Here is a 19,857-nt window from a genome sequence, read left to right as displayed (position 1 = left end):
CCGGCCTCTTAGGCGACGGAGCAGCTGATATGCCGGAATGCCGGCCTGCTTACCTGATCAGCGGCAGGATGGTTTCCGCCGTTATGCGCATCTGGTCGGCATAGAACGCTTCAGTCAGAACGCTCGAGCCATGATCCTGGATGAATTTGAGCTGCTCCGGCGGAATGTCGACCGGATTGCGGTCCACCATCATCGGATATTTGTTTGCCGGCGTACGGTCCACCGGCGCTACGAATTCGTTGGTGACGGCGCCGTCATAGCCGATTTCCTTAAGCGTGCCGATGATCTTTTCCCAATCGAGATTGCCAAGACCGGCGGCAAAGCGATTGTTGTCGGCCACATGGAAGTCGAACAGGCGCTTTCCGGCGAGCCGGATGGCGTCATAGATGTCCTCCTCCTCGATATTTATGTGGAACGCATCGAGGCAGATGCCGCATTCCGGGCTAACTGCGTCGGCCAGCGCCAGAGCCTGGGCGGCGCGGTTGAAGAAATAGGTCTCGAAACGGTTCAGCGGCTCGATCGCGATCCGCACGCCTTTCTTTTGGGCGTGGTCGAAACATTCCCTGGTGGCGTCCACCACCCATTTCCACTCCTCCTCCTCGGTGCCGTCCGGCACCACCTTGCCGACGGTTGCCGGCACCAGCGTGAGGATTTCGCCGTCGAGTTCGTTGACCATGGTGATGACGCTCTTGACGTAGTCGACCGAGCGGGCGCGCTGGCCTTCGTTCTTGGCCGCAAGGTTGCGTTCGCCGAGCGTCAGCGTCACCGCGCCCCAGCAGCGGATGCCATTTTCCTTCAGCAGCGCGCGGGTGTCCTTGATGTCGTACCGCGTCGGCTCGCCGGAGATCTCGATGCTTTCGTAGCCATATTGCTTGATCCGCGCGAGGGTCTGGGCCAGCGGCTCGGCTCGCATCCAGTTGTGCGTCGAAAGATGCATGGTCTTTCCTTTTCAAATTCGCCTGCAATCAGCCTCGCCGGTCGGCGCGGCGGCGTCTCCTCCCCGCAAGGCGCATCAGTTTCACAACTGGTTCGACCAATTGGGTATGAGCCGATTTCTAAATCATTTCCATCAGCCTCGCAAGAATAGCTTTTCCGACCCCGCTATACACGGCTAAAACGCTGGTTGTGTTGTGTATTTATCGTCAGATTGGATATCATTGACGGATGGCTGACCAAAAATGCGCGCTTGACCGTCGGGCGCATTTTGGTATTACCAGAATATTGGCAGGTGACGGAGCCGGCCTTGACTGATCAGCGGGTCGGTCGCAGGCTTCTGCTCCCGTCGGCCTGTTGCGCATAGGAAGGGAGCGGGACATGGCGACGACGCTGAAGGGTCCGGGCATATTTCTGGCGCAGTTCGCGGGCGATGCCGCGCCTTTCAATTCGCTGCAAGACATAGCCGCATGGGCCGCCGGCCTGGGCTACAAAGGCGTCCAGATACCGACGTGGGACGGGCGTCTGTTCGACCTCAGGAAGGCTGCGTCGTCCAAGGATTATTGCGACGAGATCAAGGGCGTCTGCGCCGATGCCGGCGTGGAGATCACCGAGCTTTCGACACACCTGCAGGGCCAGCTCGTCGCGGTGCACCCGGCCTATGACAGCCAGTTCGACGGCTTCGCCCCGCCCGAGGTCCATAACAACCCGAAGGCGCGTCAGGAATGGGCGGTCGAGCAGATGCTGTTCGGCGCCAAGGCATCCGAACATTTGGGCCTGAACGCCTCCGTCAGCTTCTCCGGGGCGCTGGCCTTCCCCTATTTCTATCCCTGGCCGCAAAGGCCCGCCGGCTTGATCGAGGAGGCGTTCGGCGAACTCGGCAAGCGCTGGAAGCCGATCCTCGATGCCTATGAGAACTCAGGCGTCGATCTCTGCTACGAAATCCATCCGGGAGAGGATGTCTTCGACGGCGCCACTTTCGAGATGTTCCTCGATGCGGTGGGCGGCCACAAGCGATGCAACATCAATTACGACCCTTCGCATTTCCTGCTGCAGCAGCTCGACTATCTGGCCTTCATCGACATTTATCACGAACGCATCAAGGCGTTTCACGTCAAGGATGCCGAGTTCAATCCGGACGGGCGGCAGGGCGTCTATTCGGGCTATCAGGGCTGGGTAAAGCGGGCCGGCCGCTTCCGCTCGCTCGGCGACGGCCAGGTCGATTTTGCCGGGATATTTTCCAAGCTTGCCGCTTACGACTATGACAGGTGGGCGGTTCTGGAATGGGAATGCTGTCTGAAGCATCCCGAGGTCGGAGCCGCCGAAGGAGCGCCGTTCATCGACGGCCATATTATCCGCGTTACTGAAAAAGCCTTCGACGATTTCGCCGGCGGCGGGGCCGACAGGGCGCAGCTTCGGGCAATGATGGGGATTTGACGGACGAAAAGTTTGAGGGGGCCGACATGGCGATTGAGGGACGCAGCGAAAAGACGCTCGGACCTATCCGGTACGGAATGGTCGGCGGCGGGCAAGGTGCCTTCATCGGCGGTGTCCACCGCATCGCTGCACGCCTCGACGGCGAATTCCTGCTGGTGGCCGGCGCGCTCTCGTCGGATCCGGAGCGCGCCAGGGCGTCGGGAGCGGAACTCGGGCTCGATCCGGAGCGGAACTACGGCTCCTTCCAGGAGATGGCGAAGGCTGAGGCCCGGCGCCCGGACGGCATCGAGGCAGTGGCGATCGTCACGCCCAACCATATGCACTATCCGGCGGCCAAGGCGTTTCTGGAGGCCGGCATCCATGTCATCTGCGACAAGCCGCTGACCTCGAAACTCACCGACGCCAGGAAGCTCGCCGCACTGGTGGAAAAGACCGGAAAGCTGTTCGTTCTCACCCACAACTATACCGGTTATCCCATGGTTCGGCAGGCTCGGGAAATGGTGAAGAAGGGCCAGCTTGGCGACATTCGCGTGGTGCAGGCGGAATATCCGCAGGACTGGCTGACCGAGAAGGCCGAAGATGCCGGCTCCAAGCAGGCGGCCTGGCGCACCGATCCCAAACAGTCCGGCGCCGGAGGCTCCACCGGCGACATCGGCACCCACGCCTACAATCTCTTGCGCTTCGTGACCGGGCTCCAACTGGACAGTCTTTCGGCGGACCTCGATGCGTTCGTCGCCGGTCGTCGGCTCGACGACAACGCCCATGTGATGCTGCGGTTCAAGGCGAGGGCAAGCGAGGCGCCCGCCAAGGGCATGCTCTGGGCAAGCCAGGTCGCGCCCGGAAACGAGAACGGGCTGAAGCTGCGCGTCTACGGTACCAAAGGCGGCCTCGAATGGGTGCAGGCCGATCCGAATTACCTCTGGTACACGCCGTTCGGCCAGCCGAAGCAGTTGATTACACGTGCCGGCGCCGGTGCCGGGACGGCAGCGGCCCGCATGAGCCGAATTCCCCCCGGCCATCCGGAAGGCTACCTCGAAGGCTTCGCCAACATATATGCTGAAGCCGCACGGGCTATTCGGGCCGCGCGGCGCAAAAGCGGCAAGCCGGCTAAGGATGTTCTCTTCCCCACCATCGAGGACGGTGTGGAAGGTGTGGCTTTTGTGGAAGCTTGCGTGAAATCGTCGGCCAGGAACGCAGCCTGGACCAGGCTATGAGTTCACGATGTCCCGTGCGCGGTCTCCGACGACCGAGCCGGTGGAAATCCGGCCGCTGGATCGCTATGTGACCTTTGACGAATGACAATGTCGGCGTTTAGGGCGATGATGCCGGGAAGATGAGGGTCGAAGGCGAAGCAATGGCGGCCAGGGACAATCTGACGAAAAACCAGTTGCTCGTGCTCGAAAAGCTCGAAGCCGCGACAGGGCCGCTCAGCGCCTATACGCTGCTTGACCTGCTGCGAGAGCAGGGATTTCGCGCGCCGCTTCAGGTCTATCGCGCACTCGATGCGCTGATGGATGCCGGCTTCGTCCATCGGCTGGAGAGCATGAGCGCCTTCGTCGCCTGCTCCGAGCCGCATGACCACAATCACCGCATGATCGCTTTCGCCATATGCGACAAGTGCGGCCAGGTGTCGGAATTTTCCGACGAGGTTGTCGGCCGCCAGTTGGACACATGGGTCGGCTCGACCGGCTTCACCGCCAAGAAGGCGATAATCGAGTTTCGCGGCGTCTGCGCCAAATGCGCCGCCATGGCCGCTTGAAGCTCGGCACACGGCGCGTTAGACGCAATCCAGCCACGCTGATATCAGCCGATCCCAACCGTTCAGCCCTGGAATCGTCGACATGCCAAAAACCGCCGCGGAGCTCTTTGCGTTTCTCGAATCGCTTGGAATCTCCGTGGAGACGAAATCGCATCCGCCGCTGTTCACGGTTGCCGACTCGCAGGCGTTGCGTGGCGTCATTGCCGGAGGACACACCAAGAACCTCTTCCTGAAGGACAAGAAGGACAATTTCTTTCTCGTGACCGTCCATGAGGAAGCGGCCGTCGATCTGAAGCAGATCCATCATCTCATCGGCGCGGCGAGCCGTGTCTCGTTCGGCAAGCCGGAAGCCCTCATGGAACTGCTCGGCGTTGCTCCGGGCTCGGTGACCGTGTTCGGGCTGATCAACGATATGGGCCGGCGGGTGAAAATCGTTCTCGACAGCGCGCTGATGCAGAATCCGGTCATCAACGCACACCCGCTGACCAACGAGGCGACCACTTCGATTTCGAACGCCGACCTTCTAACGTTCATAAAAGCCACGGGTCATGATCCCGTGATCTTGAAAGTCTCCGCATGAGCGCCACATGGAAGGCGGATATTCCCGGGCTTTTCCGGCGGCTTCCAGCCGGCCATAATCGGACCATTCTCGCAAGACAGCCGAAAGGGCAGCAATGAGCAGTCAGGACAATTCATTCGGCGCAATGGGAAACCAATATTCCACGACCGTCAACTATGGCGCATCCCCGCAAAACGCTCCCGGTGAAGCCGCTGTCGGCGGGGCGTCGGCAGCAGTCCTGATCAAGGATGTCACGACCGCGTCGTTTACCGCCGATGTCATTCAGGAATCGCGGCAACAGCCCGTCCTCGTCGATTTCTGGGCGCCATGGTGCGGGCCGTGCAAGCAGCTTGCGCCGGCTCTGGAAAAGGCCGTCAACGCCGCCGGCGGCCGGGTGAAGCTCGCCAAGATGAACATTGACGATCATCCGGCGGTCGCCGGACAGCTCGGCATCCAGTCGATTCCGGCGGTCATTGCCTTCAAGAACGGCCAGCCCGTAGACGGTTTCATGGGCGCGGTGCCCGAAAGCCAGATTCGCGACTTTATCGACAAGGTCGCCGGCAAGGGCAACGGCAAGGCGCAGATCGAGGAAGGCCTGGCCGCCGCCGAGGCCGCCCGCGCGGCCGGCGACCTGCAGGGTGCGGCTGCGGTTTACGATGCGATACTTGCCCAGAACCCCGACAACGTCGAAGCTCTGGCAGGCCTGGCCGACCTGCTGTTCGAAGCCGGCGATACCGTCGGTGCCGAGGAGACGCTGGCGCGCGCGCCGGCCGGCAAGCAGGATGCTCCGGCACTGGCGGCCGTACGCGCCAGGATCGCGCTTGCCGCTCAGGTCGCTTCGCTTGGCGATCCGGCCGAGTTCGAGGCACGCCTTGCCGCCGACCCCAAGGATCATCAAGCGCGATTCGATCTGGCAATGGTCCAGAATGCGCTTGGCCAGCGCAGCGAGGCGGCCGACAATCTGCTGGCGATCGTCAAGGCCGACCGCGCCTGGAAGGACGACGCCGCCAGGACGCAGCTCCTGCAGTTTTTCGAGGCATGGGGCATGACCGACGAAGTCACGCTGGCCACCCGCCGCAAGCTGTCGTCAGTGCTGTTTTCTTGACTTGAAGGCCCGTCATTGAAACTGTGCAGGGTTCAGGAGGATCGTCGTTTCAGCGGTGACTGACGGTTGGTGGCGGCGCGGCACATACGGCGGTCACCTGAAGGGAGTGCAAGATGCAGGCGGGAAATGCGCATTATCGGCTGGCAAGGGACATTCCTGCGACAGTCGCGGTATTTCCGCTGGAGGCTGCGCTGCTTTTGCCGGGCGGGCGCATCCCGCTCAACATTTTCGAGCCGCGCTATCTCGAAATGGTGGACGAGGCGATTGCCGGTTCGCGGCTCATCGGCCTCATTCAGCCGGCGCTCGATGGGGCGGTGCGCGAGGATGGCGAGCCCGAGCTCAGCGAGGTCGGCTGTCTTGGTCGCCTCACCTCATTCGCCGAATCCGGCGACGGCCGCTATCTGATCGCCCTGCAGGGCGTCTGCCGTTTTCGTGTCGGTCACGAACTGGCCGTGAAAACGCCGTTCCGCCAATGCCGCATCACGCCTTTCCTGGCCGACCTGTCGGACGATCCGACCGGCGCCGAGATCAATCGACCAATGCTTCTGAAAGCTTTCCGCGCCTATCTCGAAGCCAACGAGTTGGAAGCCGACTGGGACAGCGTCAGCCGCGCGGAAAACGCCATACTGGTCAATGCCCTGTCGATGATGGCTCCCTACGGCGCAGCCGAAAAGCAGGCGCTGCTGGAAGCGCCTGACCTGAAAACGCGGGCGGACACGCTGATAGCCATCACCGAAATGGCACTTGCCCGACTGAGCGACGAATTCGGCTCAAGTCTGCAATGAACGAGCCGACCAGCTCCGAGAGCAGAACCCCGACCGTGGACCGCAAGCTGCTGGAGCTGCTTGCCTGCCCGCTGACAAAGGGGCCCCTGACCTGGGACGAGGCGCGTCAGGAACTGGTGTCGCGGCTCGCCAGGCTCGCTTACCCGGTACGCGACGGCATTCCGGTGATGCTGCCTTCCGAAGCGCGCAGCATCGATCCGGACGGTGAGCCGGAAGATCGCAGCCGGCAAGGTCCGGCTCGGGGGCGAGACTGAGCAACATAAGCTTTGCGGCAGAACGCAGTCCGGAAAGCCATCGATCTATATTCATGACAATGTCACTCAAGAAATAAGTTGCCCTCGGCGTTGCACTGCTTTAACGACAATATGTCTCCGGTCCGCAAATGAGGTCGAGTAGGGATGAGACCCGTGTTAAGGTTTGGTTTTTGCGTGGCACTGTTTGCAGCGGCCATGGTTCCGGCTGGAGGGGCAAGCGCGCAAGCCCCATTGTCGGACACGGCGGCTCCAACGACACAGGCTGCTCCGGCCAACGCCGCAAACGATCCCGCACCGCCTGCTCCCGTGCAGCCCGCGCCCCTACAGCCGCAAGCCACGCAGCAAGTCCCCGCCGGGGCGGAGGCGCAAGCCGCGGCCGAGCCGGCCGCCACCCCCCTCACCCTGCCGCGCGACCTGTCGCCCTGGGGCATGTTCATGGCCGCCGACATCGTCGTGAAGGCGGTCATGGTGGGGCTGGCCTTCGCCTCGCTCGTCACTTGGACAGTGTGGCTTGCAAAATCGATTGAGATCTCCGGCGCCGGACTTCGTGCGCGCCGCGCGGTAAAGGCGATCGCACAGGCGCGCAGCCTCTCTGAAGCGGGTAGTTCGCTCGACGGGCGGGGCGACCCTGCGACCTATCTGGTGCGGGCAGCCGCCGAGGAGGTAGCGCTGTCGAACCCGGCCCTCGACCACGTCTCCGGCGACGGGCTGAAGGAACGAGTGACCTCGCGCCTCGCTCGAATAGAGGCGGCCGCCGTGCGGCGGCTGTCGCGCGGGACCGGCGTGCTGGCCACCATCGGCTCGACCGCGCCCTTCGTCGGCCTGTTCGGCACGGTCTGGGGCATCATGAACGCCTTCATCGGCATCAGCGAGGCCGAGACGACCAACCTCGCCGTCGTCGCGCCGGGCATTGCCGAGGCGCTGCTTGCCACAGCCCTTGGCCTCGTCGCTGCCATCCCCGCGGTCGTCATCTACAACGTGTTTGCCCGCTCGACGGCCGGCTACCGCCAATTACTGGCGGATGCCTCCGCCGGAGTCGAGCGCCTGGTCAGCCGCGATCTCGACTTCCGCACCATCGGCAGCCGGCAGCCCAAGCAGATGGCGGCGGAATAGCGGGCGCGTCATGGCGGGCAGGATACGGGAAAACATCGGCGAGGACCTCGAGGAAACCCACGAGATCAACGTCACACCCTTTATCGACGTGATATTGGTGCTGCTGATCATCTTCATGGTGGCAGCGCCGCTGGCGACGGTGGACGTCAATATCGACCTTCCGGGATCGACCGCAAAGCCGGCGCCCCGACCGGAACAGCCGCTGTTTCTGACGCTGAAGGACGACCTCAGCCTGGCGCTTGGCAACGATACCATTGCCCGCGAGGGATTTGCCGCCGCCCTCGACGGCAAGACCGGTAGCGACAAGGAAACGCGCATCTTCCTGCGCGCCGACAAGGCGGTCGATTATGGCGAGCTGATGGAGGTGATGAACCTGCTGCGAGCGGCGGGCTATCTCAAGATTGCGCTGGTCGGCCTTGAAACCACGCCGGCCAGCGGGTCAACGCAGCCGACGTCGCCCTCCGTCGGGTCTGAGCCATGACCATGCATCTGGACCTGTCGCGGCTGCGGCTGCGCGACGTGGCGTTGTGGACTGCGGCGGCAACGGCGATGCTCGCGGTGCATGTAGCAGTCGCCTATGCCGTACAAAGCTTCAAGCCGCTTGAGGACGAGGATGGTGGACCGCCGCCGGCGCTGATGCTGGAATTGGCGCCCATGGCCGTCGCGCCAGCGGTGGAAGAGGAAGCGCTGGTGCCCGACGAGGTGGTGGCGGATCAGGCCGAGCCGGTTGAGACCGAAGAGACCGCCGAAGCAGAGATCGAGCCCATGGTCGATGAGGCCGAGCCGGTCGAGACCGTCGAGCCCGAAGAGATGGCCAAGGCCGAACCGCTCGAGGAAGAGCCGACTCAAAAGCCTGAGGAGATCGAACCCGAGACCATCGAGGCAATCACCCCGGAAGTGGCCATACCCGTGCCGCAGCGGCGCCCGGCCCCCCCTGAGCCAATGGTGGAAAAGCCCGTCGAGAAAGCCAAGCGGCCGCCAAAGCGGGAGAAGGCCGTAAAGCCTCCCTCGAGGACTGCGGAAGCGGCGCGATCCGAAGCCCCGCCGGCGCCCAAGGCAGCGGCGCCCAAGGCTGTGGAAGGTGTTTCCGCACGGCGGATCAGCCCGGTCAAGTGGCAATCGCGGGTACTCTCCTGGCTCAACCGCCACAAGCGTTATCCGAGCTCCGCGAAATCGCGTCGTGAGGAAGGCAACACGCAGGTGTCGTTCACGATAGATGCTTCCGGCACGGTGACGGGGTCGCGCGTCGTTCGCTCTTCCGGCAACGCTGATCTCGACCGGGCGGCCCTGGACATGGTGCGGCGCGCCTCGCCTGTACCGGCGCCGCCCAAGGAAATCGCCCGCTCGCGCATGACGCTCAGCGTGCCGGTGGTGTTCAATCTGAGATAAAGCACGGTCCCGAAAGCGGGACCGGCTCTCCAAAAAGATTGTGCCGGGCTGAGAGATAGATCCCCCATTCGGTCCAATCGGAACGGGCAATGGCGTTCCTACCTCAAGGCCAATAGCTATTGGAAATTGCGGCCCTTGGGCATGACCTTGCCGGCTTGTCGCGACAGATGCTCATAGTCGCGTCCAGGAAGCGCAGTCGCCTTCACGGAACCAGCAGTCTCTACGGTTTTCGGCTGCCGGTTTCCGCTTTCGCGGATATCGGACGGACGGGCTTCCTCCGAAAGCGCGCCCAGCCATGGCGTCAGATCCTCGATCGTTTCTGCAACGATATGGATGACATCGGATGCCGATTGCAGGCGGCCCCTTACCCTCACGAAGCGCGCGCCAAGGACGATCGGGCGAAAACGCTCGAATGTCTTCGGCCAGACAATGACGTTGGCGATCGCCTCCTCATCTTCAAGTGTCATGAAGATCACCCCCTTGGCCGATCCCGGCCGCTGCCGCACCAGCACCAGGCCGGCCACCGTGACGCGCCTTCCATTGGCGATCCCTGACAGGCGCGCATTGGGCAAAACGTTTTCACGCTCCAGCCTCCGGCGAAGGAAGGAAACCGGATGCGCCTTCAGCGAAAGCCCGAGCGAGCGATAGTCATGCAGCACATGCTCGCCGAGCGGCATCGTGGGCAGTTTTGTCTCCGGCTCGTTGTCGAACAGCGGAAGGTCGGGCCGGTCGAACAAGGGCAGATGTTCGACCGCACTTTTTCCGTCAAGCGCCTGCACCGCCCACAGCGCCTCGCGCCGATCGAGGCCTAGCGAGCGAAAGGCGTCGGCCTGGGCGAGACGCTCGATGGCGCTTACCGAAAGGCCCGAGCGCAGCCATACATCCCGCACCGAATCGTAACCTGCCCGACGGTTGGCCACGAACAGCGCCATATCGGCTTCGGACAGTCCCTTGATCCGCCGGAAGCCGAGCCGAACCGCATGATCCGTCCTGATCACGTCCCGCATTTCGGCATGGCGCGCGGCAATCCGAGTCGGATCGAACGGGGATTTCTCCAGCGTGCAATCCCAATTCGACCAGTTGACGTCGACCGGCCGTATTTCCACGCCGTGGTCGCGCGCATCGCGCACGAGTTGCGCGGGCGCATAAAAACCCATCGGCTGCGAATTGAGGATCGCCGCGCAAAACACGTCCGGATACCAGGCCTTGAACCAGGACGAGGCATAGACCAGCAGGGCGAAGGAAGCGGCATGGCTTTCGGGAAACCCATATTCGCCGAACCCCTCGATCTGCTTGAAGCAGCGTTCGGCGAAGTCGCGTTCATAGCCTTTCGCGACCATGCCCTCGATCATCTCCTGGCGCAGCGTACCGATCGTGCCGGTGCGCTTGAAGGTGGCCATGGCGCGGCGAAGCTTGTCCGCCTTCTCCGGCGTGAAGCCTCCGGCCTCGATGGCGATCTTCATCGCCTGCTCCTGGAAAAGCGGCACACCAAGGGTCTTCCAGAGAATGTTTTTCAGTTCGGGCCTTGGATATTCCGGTTTTTCCTTGCCCTCGCGCCGGCGCAGATAGGGATGCACCATATCGCCCTGGATCGGGCCGGGACGAACGATCGCCACCTCGATCACCAGATCGTAGAACTCCCTGGGCTTCAGGCGCGGCAGCATGCTCATCTGCGCCCGGCTTTCGATCTGGAAGACGCCGATCGTGTCGGCGCGGCAGATCATGTCGTAGACGCTTTTCTCTTCCTTGGGGATCGTGGCTAGTTCCAGCCTTTCGGGCCAATGATGCTTGTAATGGTTCTCCAAAAGGTCGAAGGCCCGGCGCAGGCAGGAGAGCATGCCAAGCGCGAGTACATCGACCTTCAATATGCCGACGGCATCGAGATCGTCCTTGTCCCACTCGACCATCTTGCGCTCGTCCATCGCCGTCTTGACGATCGGCACCACCTCGTCCAGCCGATCCCTGGTGATGACGAAACCGCCGACATGCTGGGAGAGATGACGCGGGAAGCCCATGATCTCGTTGGAGCGGTCGATAACATGCCGGGACAGCGGATCGGATTGGTCGAGGCCACCGGCCTTCGCTTCCTTGTCGCCGAGTTCGGAAGACGACCAGCCCCAGATCGACCCGGAAAGCGCGCTCATCACGTCCTCCGACAGGCCCAGAGCCTTGGCGACTTCCCGAAGTGCCGAGCGGGCGCGATAGGTGACGACGGAAGCCGCGAGCGCGGTGCGCTTTTCGCTGTATTTGTCGTAGATATAGGCGATGACCTCGTCTCGCCTTTCATGTTCGAAATCGACGTCGATATCCGGCGGCTCGCCACGTTCCTTGGAAATGAACCGCTCGAAGAGATGGTCCATGATCTCGGGTCCGACATCGGTGATGCGGATGCAGTAACAGATAAGGGAATTGGCCGCGGACCCTCGCCCTTGGCACAATATGCCCTTCGAACGGGCGAATTTCACGATATCGTGGACGGTCAGGAAGTAACGCGCGTAATTCAGGCCTTCGACGATTGCGAGTTCGTGCTTGAGACCGTCGATTATCGTCTTGGGGATACCATTGGGATAACGCTCCCGCGCACCCTCCCAGGCCAGTCTTTCCAGCTCTTCCTGGGCAGAGAGTCCGGATTTCGTGATTTCATCCGGATAGTTGTACTGGAGCTGCTCCAGCGAGAAATCGAGGCTTTGTGCGAAGCGGAGCGTCTCGGCGAGTGCTTCCGGGTGGCTTCGAAATAGGCGCGACATTTCGGCCGGCGGCTTCATGTGGCGTTCGGCATTGGCCGTCAGGTGGAATCCGGCCCGGTCGACCGGGACGGTCAGCCTGATGGCGGTCAGGACATCCTGAAGCGGGCGCCGGCCGGGATCGTGATAAGCCACGTCGTTGACCGCCATCAGCTTCATGCGGGCGGTCGCGGCCAGGGCGGCCGCCTGCTCGATTCGCCAGCGGTCGTCCCCGGCATAGGAGGGCGAAACCGCAAGCCGTATGTTCTGGCCGAAACGCTCACGCAAACCATGCAGCAGGCGCAGCGTCTCATCCTGGCGGACCGAAAAATCCGGCAATATGGCAAGCGACAGACAATCGCTGAATTCCAGGAAATCCTCGCGGCGGAGATCCGGATCGCCTTTTTCGCCGCGCATATTGGCCTTGGTCAGCATGCGGCAGAGATTGCCCCAGCCCATACGGTCCTGCGGATAGGCAAGGATATCCGGCGTCCCATCGGAAAAGACGAGGCGGCAGCCGGGATGGTAGGCGAGCTTTGCTTCGTCGGCCATCTTCCAGGCGCGCACCGTGCCCGCCACACTGTTGCGATCGGCCAGCCCGAAGGCCGACAGGCCCAGACGATGCGCCGTCGTTGCCAGTTCCTCGGGCGAGGAGGCACCGCGCAGGAACGAGAAATTCGACTGCACGGCGAATTCGGCATAGGCCGCTCCGGCAACCGCGTTCATGCGAAAAGCCCCTGCATGAACCAGCGCGGACTGGCCTCGGTGGCGCCATAAAGCCCCTGGCGGAACAGCCAGTAACGACGACCATTGCGGTCTTCGACACGGAAATAGTCGCGCGTGGCTTCCTGCGCGTCATCCCGCCACCATTCCGGCGCGATGCGCTCGGGCCCCTCGGCGCGCACGACATCGTAGAGCGCGCGGCGCCAGCGGAAGCGGAGGGGCGGACCCTCCGGTATTTCGGCGGCCGTCACCTCGAGCGGTTCGGGACGGGAAAAGAGACGGATCGGGCGCATCGGCCGGAAATTTCGAACGGCTTCGGCTTTCACGGATTTTGCCCGAACAGGCCTCTTGCCTGCTTCGCCAAAAGGCACGCAAGAAACTGCCCGCTCCGGTATATGGCTTTCGACGTCGACGGATTTGCGCACCGTGCCGCTGCCCAGGCGGGCGCAGACGCGGTCGACGAAGAGCGCCAGATCCTCGTCATCGCCGCGATCGTCACCGACGAAATCGGCCTGGTCGGCCTCGAACGGCGCACTCGCCAGAACCGACAGGCGGACGAGATCGAAACCGTAGCCGGCATCGAACGCCCCTTCGAGCGCCTTCAATCTCTCATGGAACAATTTTCCGATCAGGAACGGCTCGCGCAATGGGCGCGAAGCACCAACCCCGATGCGACTGACCGCGCCGTCGACACGAAACAGCATGAGCTGCAGGGCACGCGCGCCCTCCTCCCGCCGTTCGAGGTCCGGCTTCAAGCTGAGCGCAAGCTGGAAAACCAGGCGCTCGATCTCTTCCATCAGGCAAACGGGCTCCATCAGGTGCCGCTCGACCGACAGCGGCGCGACGGGCAGACGCGGCGATATCGCCTCCTCCAGATGTCCCAATGCCTGGTCGAGACGTGTCAGCAGCATCTTGCCGAAGCGGCGCGCCAATGGCGCGCGCGGCGCCTGCAATATCCCGCCCGTGGTGCGCAGACCGACACTTTCGAGACTTGCGATCGTTGCCGGGGCAAGGCGCAGCGCCGCCAGCGGCAGCGGTGCCAGCGTCTTTTCCTCCGTGCCGGGCGCGATGATGGGTTCGGCGCAGAAATGCGCCGCAGCCCAGGCAGTGCCGGGCGTCGAGGCAAGGCCGGCGCGGACATCGAAGCCTTGATGAAAGAAGCGAGCCATGAGGTCGTCAAGCAGCGGCTTTTCGCCGCCGAAGAGATGCGCGCAGCCGGTTATGTCGAGAAACAGACTGTCCTCGCCGTCGATCGCCACCAGCGGCGTATAACGGTCGCACCAGTCGGCCAGGCTTTCGAGCAGTCGGCGGTCGGCCACCGGGTCCATTTCGATGACTTCTATGCAAGGGTGCATGGCGCGCGCATCGGCAATGCCCATGCCGGGCTTCAGCCGTAGCGCTTCAGCCTGCTCGTCGAGGGCGGCGATGCGCTGCGTGTTGTTCTCGCGGTGGCTGATGACCAGCGGCGGCCGAGCGGCCAACGGCCCTGAACGCCACGACCGACCCAGGCGCCGACGCAATATCCGCTCCGTGCGCAGATGCGGAAACCACAATGCCAGGATTCGCTGTCCCGGAACTTCCTGGCTGTCGATCTTCGAATGTGCGTTCATCGGCGTTCCACTCCAGCGTGAACTGTCCGGGCGGGGCAAGGCGGCTCTTGTCGATCCTGACCGTGAAGCCGGGTGGGCCGATAGTGCCGTCCAGAAGGCCAGCCATCGTCCAGCGCGGCGCGGCTGGAGCCGGCGAGACGACCAACCGCACCGGGGCTGCGGTCGGTTCGGCCTCGCTGGCCTGCCGCAGCAGGAAAACCGGCCGGCCGGCTGACTGCGCACGGCGATGCAGCCGCCTGGTGGCGGTAAGGTCGAGATTTCGGGAGCTGCCGCGGACTTCGAGCAGAATGGCTGAGAGCGCTTTCATGCCGGCCGCCTCGCCGGCAATCCAAAGGACATCCGAAATCTTCGCCGCCTCTGCGATCAGCAGGTGTTCCAGTTCGATGCCGAAACGGGATGCCAGACCCGGAACATAGGGAAAGCCTGCTTCCTGGAAAATATCCGTCGCGCCGATCCATAGGAGGGGCAAGGCAGGACCTGCCTGTTCCTTCAGTATCCGCCCGGCAAGCGCCAGCGCAAAGCCCGTCACTGCTCCGGCATCGCGGGTTTCGATCCCATGGATTTCCGTCAGAGCCGCTTTCGGCAGGCCGCCGTCAAGAGCTGCGTCGAAATCAGCCGCGCCAGTGCGAAGGAAGCGGCTTTCCGGAACGGCCACGCCGTCATGCCGGAAGATGAAATCTGCCTGCTGGGGATGCGCGTCCTCGGGCGTTGCCGGGCTTCCTGGCAGCGCGCCTTCTATCCGGGCAATTTTCCGGCGCAGGGCACAAACGGCCTCCTGCGCCACGGCGGGTGCCACCATGACGGCCTGCTCTTTGGTATGTTCATGTTATGTTCTTATAGATTCCAGAGCCCACTCGAAGAGTCAAGCAGGTCTTTGAGGAGAATTTATTCCTGCCGCAACCTGCCGGGAAACCAAGGTTTTCCCACACACGATCCTGCTCGAAGCCCTGCAACCTCCGAGGTTCCGCCCTAATTTCTCACGGAAGCGGCAAAGGCCTCGAAAGCCTGTCCTCGACAGGCTATATGCGGTCAAAAGGAAACAGAATGGCTCGCGTCTACAAGAACCGCTCGTGGCATGATCAGCTTTCGCCGTCGATGGAAGAAATGGAATTCATGGCGCTCGAGGCCTATGCCCATCTGCCCGAGGATTTCAGGAAATTTACCGGCGAAATAATCATCCAGATCGCGGAATTCCCCACCGACGAAATCATGGACGACCTGTCGCTGGAAACGCCGTTCGACCTGCTCGGCCTGTTCGAGGGCCGGGGCATCGCCGAACGCTGGAACCCGCACACCGGCGAGGGTCCCAATCGGGTGACGCTCTACCGGCGCGCCATTCTCGACTACTGGGCCGAAAACGAAGAGACGCTAGGCGACATCGTTACCCATGTCCTCATCCATGAAATAGGCCATCATTTCGGCCTGTCGGACGAAGACATGGAAAAGATCGAAGAGGCGGCCGATCAGAATTAGAGCACCGGACCGAAAAGTGAAATCCGGTTTTCGGAAAACCCGATGCTCCAATAAAGCGATAGATCGAAGCCGTCAGAAGTCGCCGAGCTTCATACCGGGATCGTAATCGACGCCCTCGACATCCTTCACCACGGCCTGGCCGCAGCGCATGGTGCCGGTGTCGGGATCATGAGAATAGGTCGGCGAGCCGAAGAGATGCCACCCCTTGTTCAGCGCCGCCGTCACCTTATGGCAGAAGCTCGCATCGTCCGGCGCGGTCAGAAAGCGGTAGAGTTTCATTGCCTCGGCTCCCATCGCCGCTTCATCGAAAATCTTCCAGGCGGCGGCTCATGTGGTCTTCTTGCCCGGCAATGCTGGCTCTTGCAAGACCCAGCCATGAACCCTGATAGGGTTTAGACAGTCGGATATCCAAGGACAGCACATGGCCCGCTACGACGTCATCATCATCGGCGGGGCGATCGTGGGAAGCTCGGTCGCCTATTATCTGCGCCAGGAAGGATTTTCCGGCTCGATCGCGCTGATCGAGCGCGATCCGCAATTCACCCATTCGGCGACGACGCTTTCCTGCGCCTCCATCCGCCAGCAATTCTCGATTCCCGAAAATATCCGCCTCTCGCAGTTCACGCTGGCGCTGTTTCGACGTCTGGAACAGGAATTCGGCGAAGATGCCGATATCGGCTTTCGCGAAGGCGGATATCTCATCCTCGCGGGAGAAAGCGGCCTCCCGATCCTGCGGCAAAACCATGCGGTCCAGTTAGCCGAGGGCACCGATATCGTTCTGGAGGATGCGGACGCGCTGAAACGGCGCTTTGCCTGGTTGTCGACCGAGGGCATCTCGGCCGGCGCCTTCGGCCGCTCCGGCGAAGGCTGGTTCGATGCCCACGCGATGTTGATGTTGTTTCGCAAGGCGCTGCGGCACAAGGACATCGATTTCCTCAGCCATTCCGTCACCGGCATTCAGCGCTCCGGCAATCGCGCCATCGGGGTGTCGCTCGACAATGGCGAAAGCATCGAGGCCGGAACCATCGTCAACGCGGCCGGACCGTCGGCCGGCAAGATTGCCGCCTTGGCGGGCATTCCCCTGCCGGTGGAGCCGCGCAAGCGCAGCGTCTTCGTATTCGAGGCGCGCGACAAATTCGCCGACATGCCGCTGATCGTCGATCCGAGCGGCATCTATGTGCGGCCCGAGGGCAATGTCTACATCACTGGCGGCGCCGAATCCGAAGACGGCGAAGAACCCGCCGATCCGTCGGATTTCGAACCGGACTGGCCGCTGTTCGAAGAGACGATCTGGCCGGTTCTGGCCACGCGCGTGCCGGCCTTCGAGGCGATCAAGGCCACCCGCGCCTGGGCCGGGCACTATGACTACAACACGCTCGACCAGAACGCGGTGATCGGGCCGCATCCCGAAGTCGGCAATTTCATCTTCGCCAACGGCTTTTCCGGCCATGGTCTGCAGCAGGCGCCGGCTGTCGGCAAGGCGCTGGCCGAACTTCTGGTCCACGGCGCCTACAGGACGATCGACTGCTCGGCTTTCGGCTATGAGCGCATTGCCGAAGGCCGGCCGTTCCGGGAACTCAACGTGATTTGACGTGGCCCCTTTGATTCGACGCGCCCTTTGTGTAAATCGGGGCCGAGACACTTCCCGAACAATCGACGGGCCAGAAGCCATGGATAAATTCACGACACTGACCGGCATCGCCGCTCCACTGCCGATCGTCAACATCGACACCGACATGATCATCCCCAAGGATTATCTGAAGACGATCAAGCGCACCGGCCTTGGCAAAGGACTTTTCGCGGAAATGCGGTTCAACGAGGACGGCTCGGAAAATCCGGATTTCGTGCTCAACAAGCCGGCTTACCGCAACGCACAGATCCTGGTGGCGGCCGACAATTTCGGCTGCGGTTCCTCGCGCGAGCATGCGCCTTGGGCGCTTCTCGACTTCGGCATCCGCTGTGTCATCTCCACCAGCTTCGCCGACATCTTCTACAACAACTGCTTCAAGAACGGCATCCTGCCGATCGTCGTCAGTCATGAGGATCTCGACAAGCTGATGGACGACGCTTCGCGCGGCGCCAATGCGACGATCACCGTCGATCTGGAAGCCCGTGAGATTCGTGGGCCCGACGGCGGCGTGGTGAAGTTCGACCTCGATGAATTCAAGCGCCATTGCCTGCTGAACGGTCTCGACGATATCGGCCTGACCATGGAGAAGGCACCCGCCATCGACAGCTTCGAAAAGAAGAACGCCGAAAGCCGGCCTTGGGCCTGAGCGCCTCGGCGGCTTGACAAGCCGCCTTCCACCGCTGACCCTCCGCCCGATTCTTTTCGCTGAAGGAGCTGGTGATGCGGAGTGTGCGGGCGCTGGTCCTTGGGGTAATTGTCGCGGCAGGCGGTTCCGCCGCCGCGCAGGAAAAGGCGCCGGAAAAAATCGCCTTCGAGGGTGGCGCGTTCACCATCACCGAAACCGCCGATCTCGACAAGATTCTTGCCTATGACGGCCGGCAGATCGCCCGTAACTACGTCGTCTACTTCAACCGCGTCATCGAGCTTTCCGGCACCAAGGTGGCGCTGTTCGACGTCGGCAATGGGGGTAATGCCTGCGGACCCGCCACCGTCATCGCCTGGAAGACAGAAACCGGCCTGCAAAGCGACACGGTCGGTGAAGATTGCGGCGCTCCGCCTGCCGCCGCGACCGGAGACAAGCTCTACTTCGTGCCCTACCTGCTCCCGGGCGCGACCGTGCCTGTCCAGGCATGGTCGCCCGACGAACGGCTGACGGTCGCCGGACAACTTGCCTATACACCGCAGCCGGGCACCAAATGGACCGATCTGGAGACGACCACGCCCACATACATCGTTGACGCCTTCGCCAATCAGGACGTCTACAAGGCAGCGGAGAGACTGCTCGGCGCCTCGCTCAACGATGTCGCAACGGGACTGTCGGTCGGCAGCGGTTTTGAGCAAACTTCGTCGGGTATTCTTTACGGACATGGCTGCGTGCCGCATGCCTGCGGCAGTGCCGACGCCTTCATGGCTATCGATCCGCGCGGCCGAAAGCTCTATTTCGCGCAACAGGGTGACAACCCGCCGCTTGCCGCCTGGCCGCAGTTAAAGAACTGGCCGAAAGAGCTGCGCAAATTGATGGAATCGGCCCTGAAATAAAGGTGGGGATTGACCGGATGCGCAAGCTCATTTCCACCGGCTCGCCCTTTGAAAAGACCGCCGGCTATTCGCGGGCAGTGGTTCAGGGCGACTGGTGTTTCGTGTCGGGAACGACCGGCTACGACTATGCGACGATGACAATGCCCGACAGCGTCGAGGAACAGACGCGAAATTGCCTTGCCACCATCGCCCGCGCTCTGGAGGAAGCGGGCTTTTCGCTCGCCGACGTCGTGCGCGCCCACTACTATGTCACAGACGTCGCGTTCGTCGATGCCGTGTTTCCGATACTGGGCGCTGCCTTCGGCGACATTCGGCCGGCCGCGACGATGATCGTCTGCGGCCTCGTCAAACCCGAGATGAAAATCGAGATCGAAGTGACGGCACTGAGAGGCGGCGGCTGACGGAGGCCCCATGAAAGTCAAACGCATCATGGCCAATGTCTCCACAAGCGACATTTCGGCGGCGAAGCGCTTCTATGGCGACGTGCTCGGCCTTGATCTCATGATGGATCACGGCTGGATGACCACCTATGGCTCGCCCGAGCGAATGAAGGTGCAGATCAGCTTCGCCACCGAGGGCGGATCGGGTACGCCGGTGCCGGACTTCTCGATCGAGGTCGATGATGTCGATGCCGCTTTCGAAGCCATGCGGCAGGCCGGTTTCGCGAGCGAGTACGGACCGGTCGACGAACCTTGGGGCGTGCGGCGCTTCTATGTGCGCGATCCCTTCGGCCGACTGGTCAATATCCTTATGCATCGCTGAAACGCTTTGTGTCCCGGCTCTATGCCGGACAGCTCAAGAGCAGGGGCTTTGATTCGGCTTGCG

Annotated in this window: 21 protein-coding genes; 16 read left to right on the top strand and 5 right to left on the bottom strand. The window is 62.4% G+C overall.

Going from position 1 to position 19,857, the window contains the following annotated elements:
- Positions 1-49 precede the first annotated feature (49 nt).
- Entirely contained in the window at positions 50-937 is an 888-nt protein-coding gene (locus tag ACLKMW_RS16315) for a sugar phosphate isomerase/epimerase family protein (protein ID WP_415725544.1), read from the bottom strand.
- Between the two features lie 377 nt (positions 938-1,314).
- On the opposite strand from ACLKMW_RS16315, the gene ACLKMW_RS16310 reads away from it, so the two are divergent.
- The 10 genes from ACLKMW_RS16310 to ACLKMW_RS16265 all read left to right on the top strand — a co-directional run bounded on the left by ACLKMW_RS16310 (position 1,315) and on the right by ACLKMW_RS16265 (position 9,334).
- Entirely contained in the window at positions 1,315-2,370 is a 1,056-nt protein-coding gene (locus tag ACLKMW_RS16310) for a sugar phosphate isomerase/epimerase family protein (RefSeq protein WP_415725543.1), read from the top strand.
- 26 nt (positions 2,371-2,396) lie between these two features.
- Positions 2,397-3,584, top strand: a complete 1,188-nt coding sequence (locus tag ACLKMW_RS16305) for a Gfo/Idh/MocA family protein (RefSeq protein ID WP_415725542.1) — start codon at positions 2,397-2,399, stop codon at positions 3,582-3,584.
- A gap of 140 nt (positions 3,585-3,724) precedes the next feature.
- Positions 3,725-4,129 carry a Fur family transcriptional regulator gene (locus tag ACLKMW_RS16300; protein WP_415725621.1) on the top strand — a complete coding sequence of 135 codons (405 nt, stop codon included), beginning with the start codon at positions 3,725-3,727 and terminating at the stop codon, positions 4,127-4,129.
- Positions 4,130-4,211: 82 nt separating this feature from the next.
- A complete protein-coding gene (locus ACLKMW_RS16295; protein WP_415725541.1) occupies positions 4,212-4,709 on the top strand; it encodes a prolyl-tRNA synthetase associated domain-containing protein in 498 nt (165 codons plus the stop codon).
- A gap of 94 nt (positions 4,710-4,803) precedes the next feature.
- Positions 4,804-5,793: a thioredoxin gene (trxA, locus tag ACLKMW_RS16290; protein WP_415725540.1), complete on the top strand. Its 990-nt coding sequence runs from the start codon at positions 4,804-4,806 to the stop codon at positions 5,791-5,793.
- 113 nt (positions 5,794-5,906) lie between these two features.
- Positions 5,907-6,578, top strand: a complete 672-nt coding sequence (locus tag ACLKMW_RS16285; protein ID WP_415725539.1) for an LON peptidase substrate-binding domain-containing protein — start codon at positions 5,907-5,909, stop codon at positions 6,576-6,578.
- A complete protein-coding gene (locus ACLKMW_RS16280; protein WP_415725538.1) occupies positions 6,575-6,832 on the top strand; it encodes a Trm112 family protein in 258 nt (85 codons plus the stop codon). Before ACLKMW_RS16285 ends, ACLKMW_RS16280 begins: the two co-directional genes overlap by 4 nt.
- Positions 6,833-6,976: 144 nt before the next feature.
- Positions 6,977-7,945, top strand: coding sequence for a tonB-system energizer ExbB (exbB, locus tag ACLKMW_RS16275; RefSeq protein ID WP_415725537.1), 969 nt, complete (start codon positions 6,977-6,979; stop codon positions 7,943-7,945).
- A gap of 10 nt (positions 7,946-7,955) precedes the next feature.
- Positions 7,956-8,426 carry a TonB system transport protein ExbD gene (gene exbD, locus ACLKMW_RS16270; protein WP_415725536.1) on the top strand — a complete coding sequence of 157 codons (471 nt, stop codon included), beginning with the start codon at positions 7,956-7,958 and terminating at the stop codon, positions 8,424-8,426.
- Complete coding sequence (locus ACLKMW_RS16265; RefSeq protein ID WP_415725535.1) at positions 8,423-9,334, top strand: energy transducer TonB family protein; 912 nt, start codon at positions 8,423-8,425, stop codon at positions 9,332-9,334. Before exbD ends, ACLKMW_RS16265 begins: the two co-directional genes overlap by 4 nt.
- A 116-nt stretch (positions 9,335-9,450) precedes the next feature.
- Here the strand turns inward: ACLKMW_RS16265 and ACLKMW_RS16260 are convergent, their stop codons facing one another.
- From ACLKMW_RS16260 to ACLKMW_RS16250, 3 genes are read right to left on the bottom strand one after another with little or no spacing between them, the layout of a single operon-like run.
- Complete coding sequence (locus ACLKMW_RS16260) at positions 9,451-12,783, bottom strand: error-prone DNA polymerase (RefSeq protein ID WP_415725534.1); 3,333 nt, start codon at positions 12,781-12,783, stop codon at positions 9,451-9,453.
- A complete protein-coding gene (locus ACLKMW_RS16255) occupies positions 12,780-14,261 on the bottom strand; it encodes a Y-family DNA polymerase (RefSeq protein ID WP_415725533.1) in 1,482 nt (493 codons plus the stop codon). The genes ACLKMW_RS16260 and ACLKMW_RS16255 overlap by 4 nt, the downstream gene beginning before the upstream one ends.
- Positions 14,182-15,189 (bottom strand): ImuA family protein, encoded by a 1,008-nt coding sequence (locus tag ACLKMW_RS16250; RefSeq protein ID WP_415725532.1) that lies wholly within the window; start codon positions 15,187-15,189, stop codon positions 14,182-14,184. The genes ACLKMW_RS16255 and ACLKMW_RS16250 overlap by 80 nt, the downstream gene beginning before the upstream one ends.
- A gap of 245 nt (positions 15,190-15,434) precedes the next feature.
- On the opposite strand from ACLKMW_RS16250, the gene ACLKMW_RS16245 reads away from it, so the two are divergent.
- The gene (locus ACLKMW_RS16245) at positions 15,435-15,863 is read left to right on the top strand and encodes a metallopeptidase family protein (RefSeq protein WP_415725531.1); all 429 of its coding nucleotides are present in this window, start codon (positions 15,435-15,437) and stop codon (positions 15,861-15,863) included.
- A 72-nt stretch (positions 15,864-15,935) separates the two neighbouring features.
- Here ACLKMW_RS16245 and ACLKMW_RS16240 read toward each other — a convergent pair whose 3' ends face one another.
- Positions 15,936-16,142, bottom strand: a complete 207-nt coding sequence (locus ACLKMW_RS16240) for a DUF1737 domain-containing protein (protein WP_415725530.1) — start codon at positions 16,140-16,142, stop codon at positions 15,936-15,938.
- 142 nt (positions 16,143-16,284) lie between these two features.
- Between ACLKMW_RS16240 and ACLKMW_RS16235 the strand changes: the two genes are divergently transcribed.
- From ACLKMW_RS16235 to ACLKMW_RS16215, 5 genes are all read left to right on the top strand, one after another.
- The gene (locus ACLKMW_RS16235; RefSeq protein ID WP_415725529.1) at positions 16,285-17,454 is read left to right on the top strand and encodes an NAD(P)/FAD-dependent oxidoreductase; all 1,170 of its coding nucleotides are present in this window, start codon (positions 16,285-16,287) and stop codon (positions 17,452-17,454) included.
- A gap of 79 nt (positions 17,455-17,533) precedes the next feature.
- Positions 17,534-18,139, top strand: a complete 606-nt coding sequence (gene leuD / locus ACLKMW_RS16230) for a 3-isopropylmalate dehydratase small subunit (RefSeq protein WP_415725528.1) — start codon at positions 17,534-17,536, stop codon at positions 18,137-18,139.
- A 74-nt stretch (positions 18,140-18,213) separates the two neighbouring features.
- Positions 18,214-19,032: a hypothetical protein gene (locus ACLKMW_RS16225; RefSeq protein WP_415725527.1), complete on the top strand. Its 819-nt coding sequence runs from the start codon at positions 18,214-18,216 to the stop codon at positions 19,030-19,032.
- Positions 19,033-19,049: 17 nt separating this feature from the next.
- Positions 19,050-19,433 carry a RidA family protein gene (locus ACLKMW_RS16220; protein ID WP_415725526.1) on the top strand — a complete coding sequence of 128 codons (384 nt, stop codon included), beginning with the start codon at positions 19,050-19,052 and terminating at the stop codon, positions 19,431-19,433.
- 10 nt (positions 19,434-19,443) lie between these two features.
- Positions 19,444-19,794 (top strand): VOC family protein, encoded by a 351-nt coding sequence (locus tag ACLKMW_RS16215; RefSeq protein ID WP_415725525.1) that lies wholly within the window; start codon positions 19,444-19,446, stop codon positions 19,792-19,794.
- Positions 19,795-19,857 lie beyond the last annotated feature (63 nt).

This window comes from Borborobacter xinjiangensis (genome assembly GCF_047739745.1).
Lineage (GTDB): Bacteria > Pseudomonadota > Alphaproteobacteria > Rhizobiales > Rhizobiaceae > Pseudaminobacter.
Note: the sequence above shows the minus strand (reverse complement) of the source record. Positions and strands in the feature narration are given on the sequence as shown.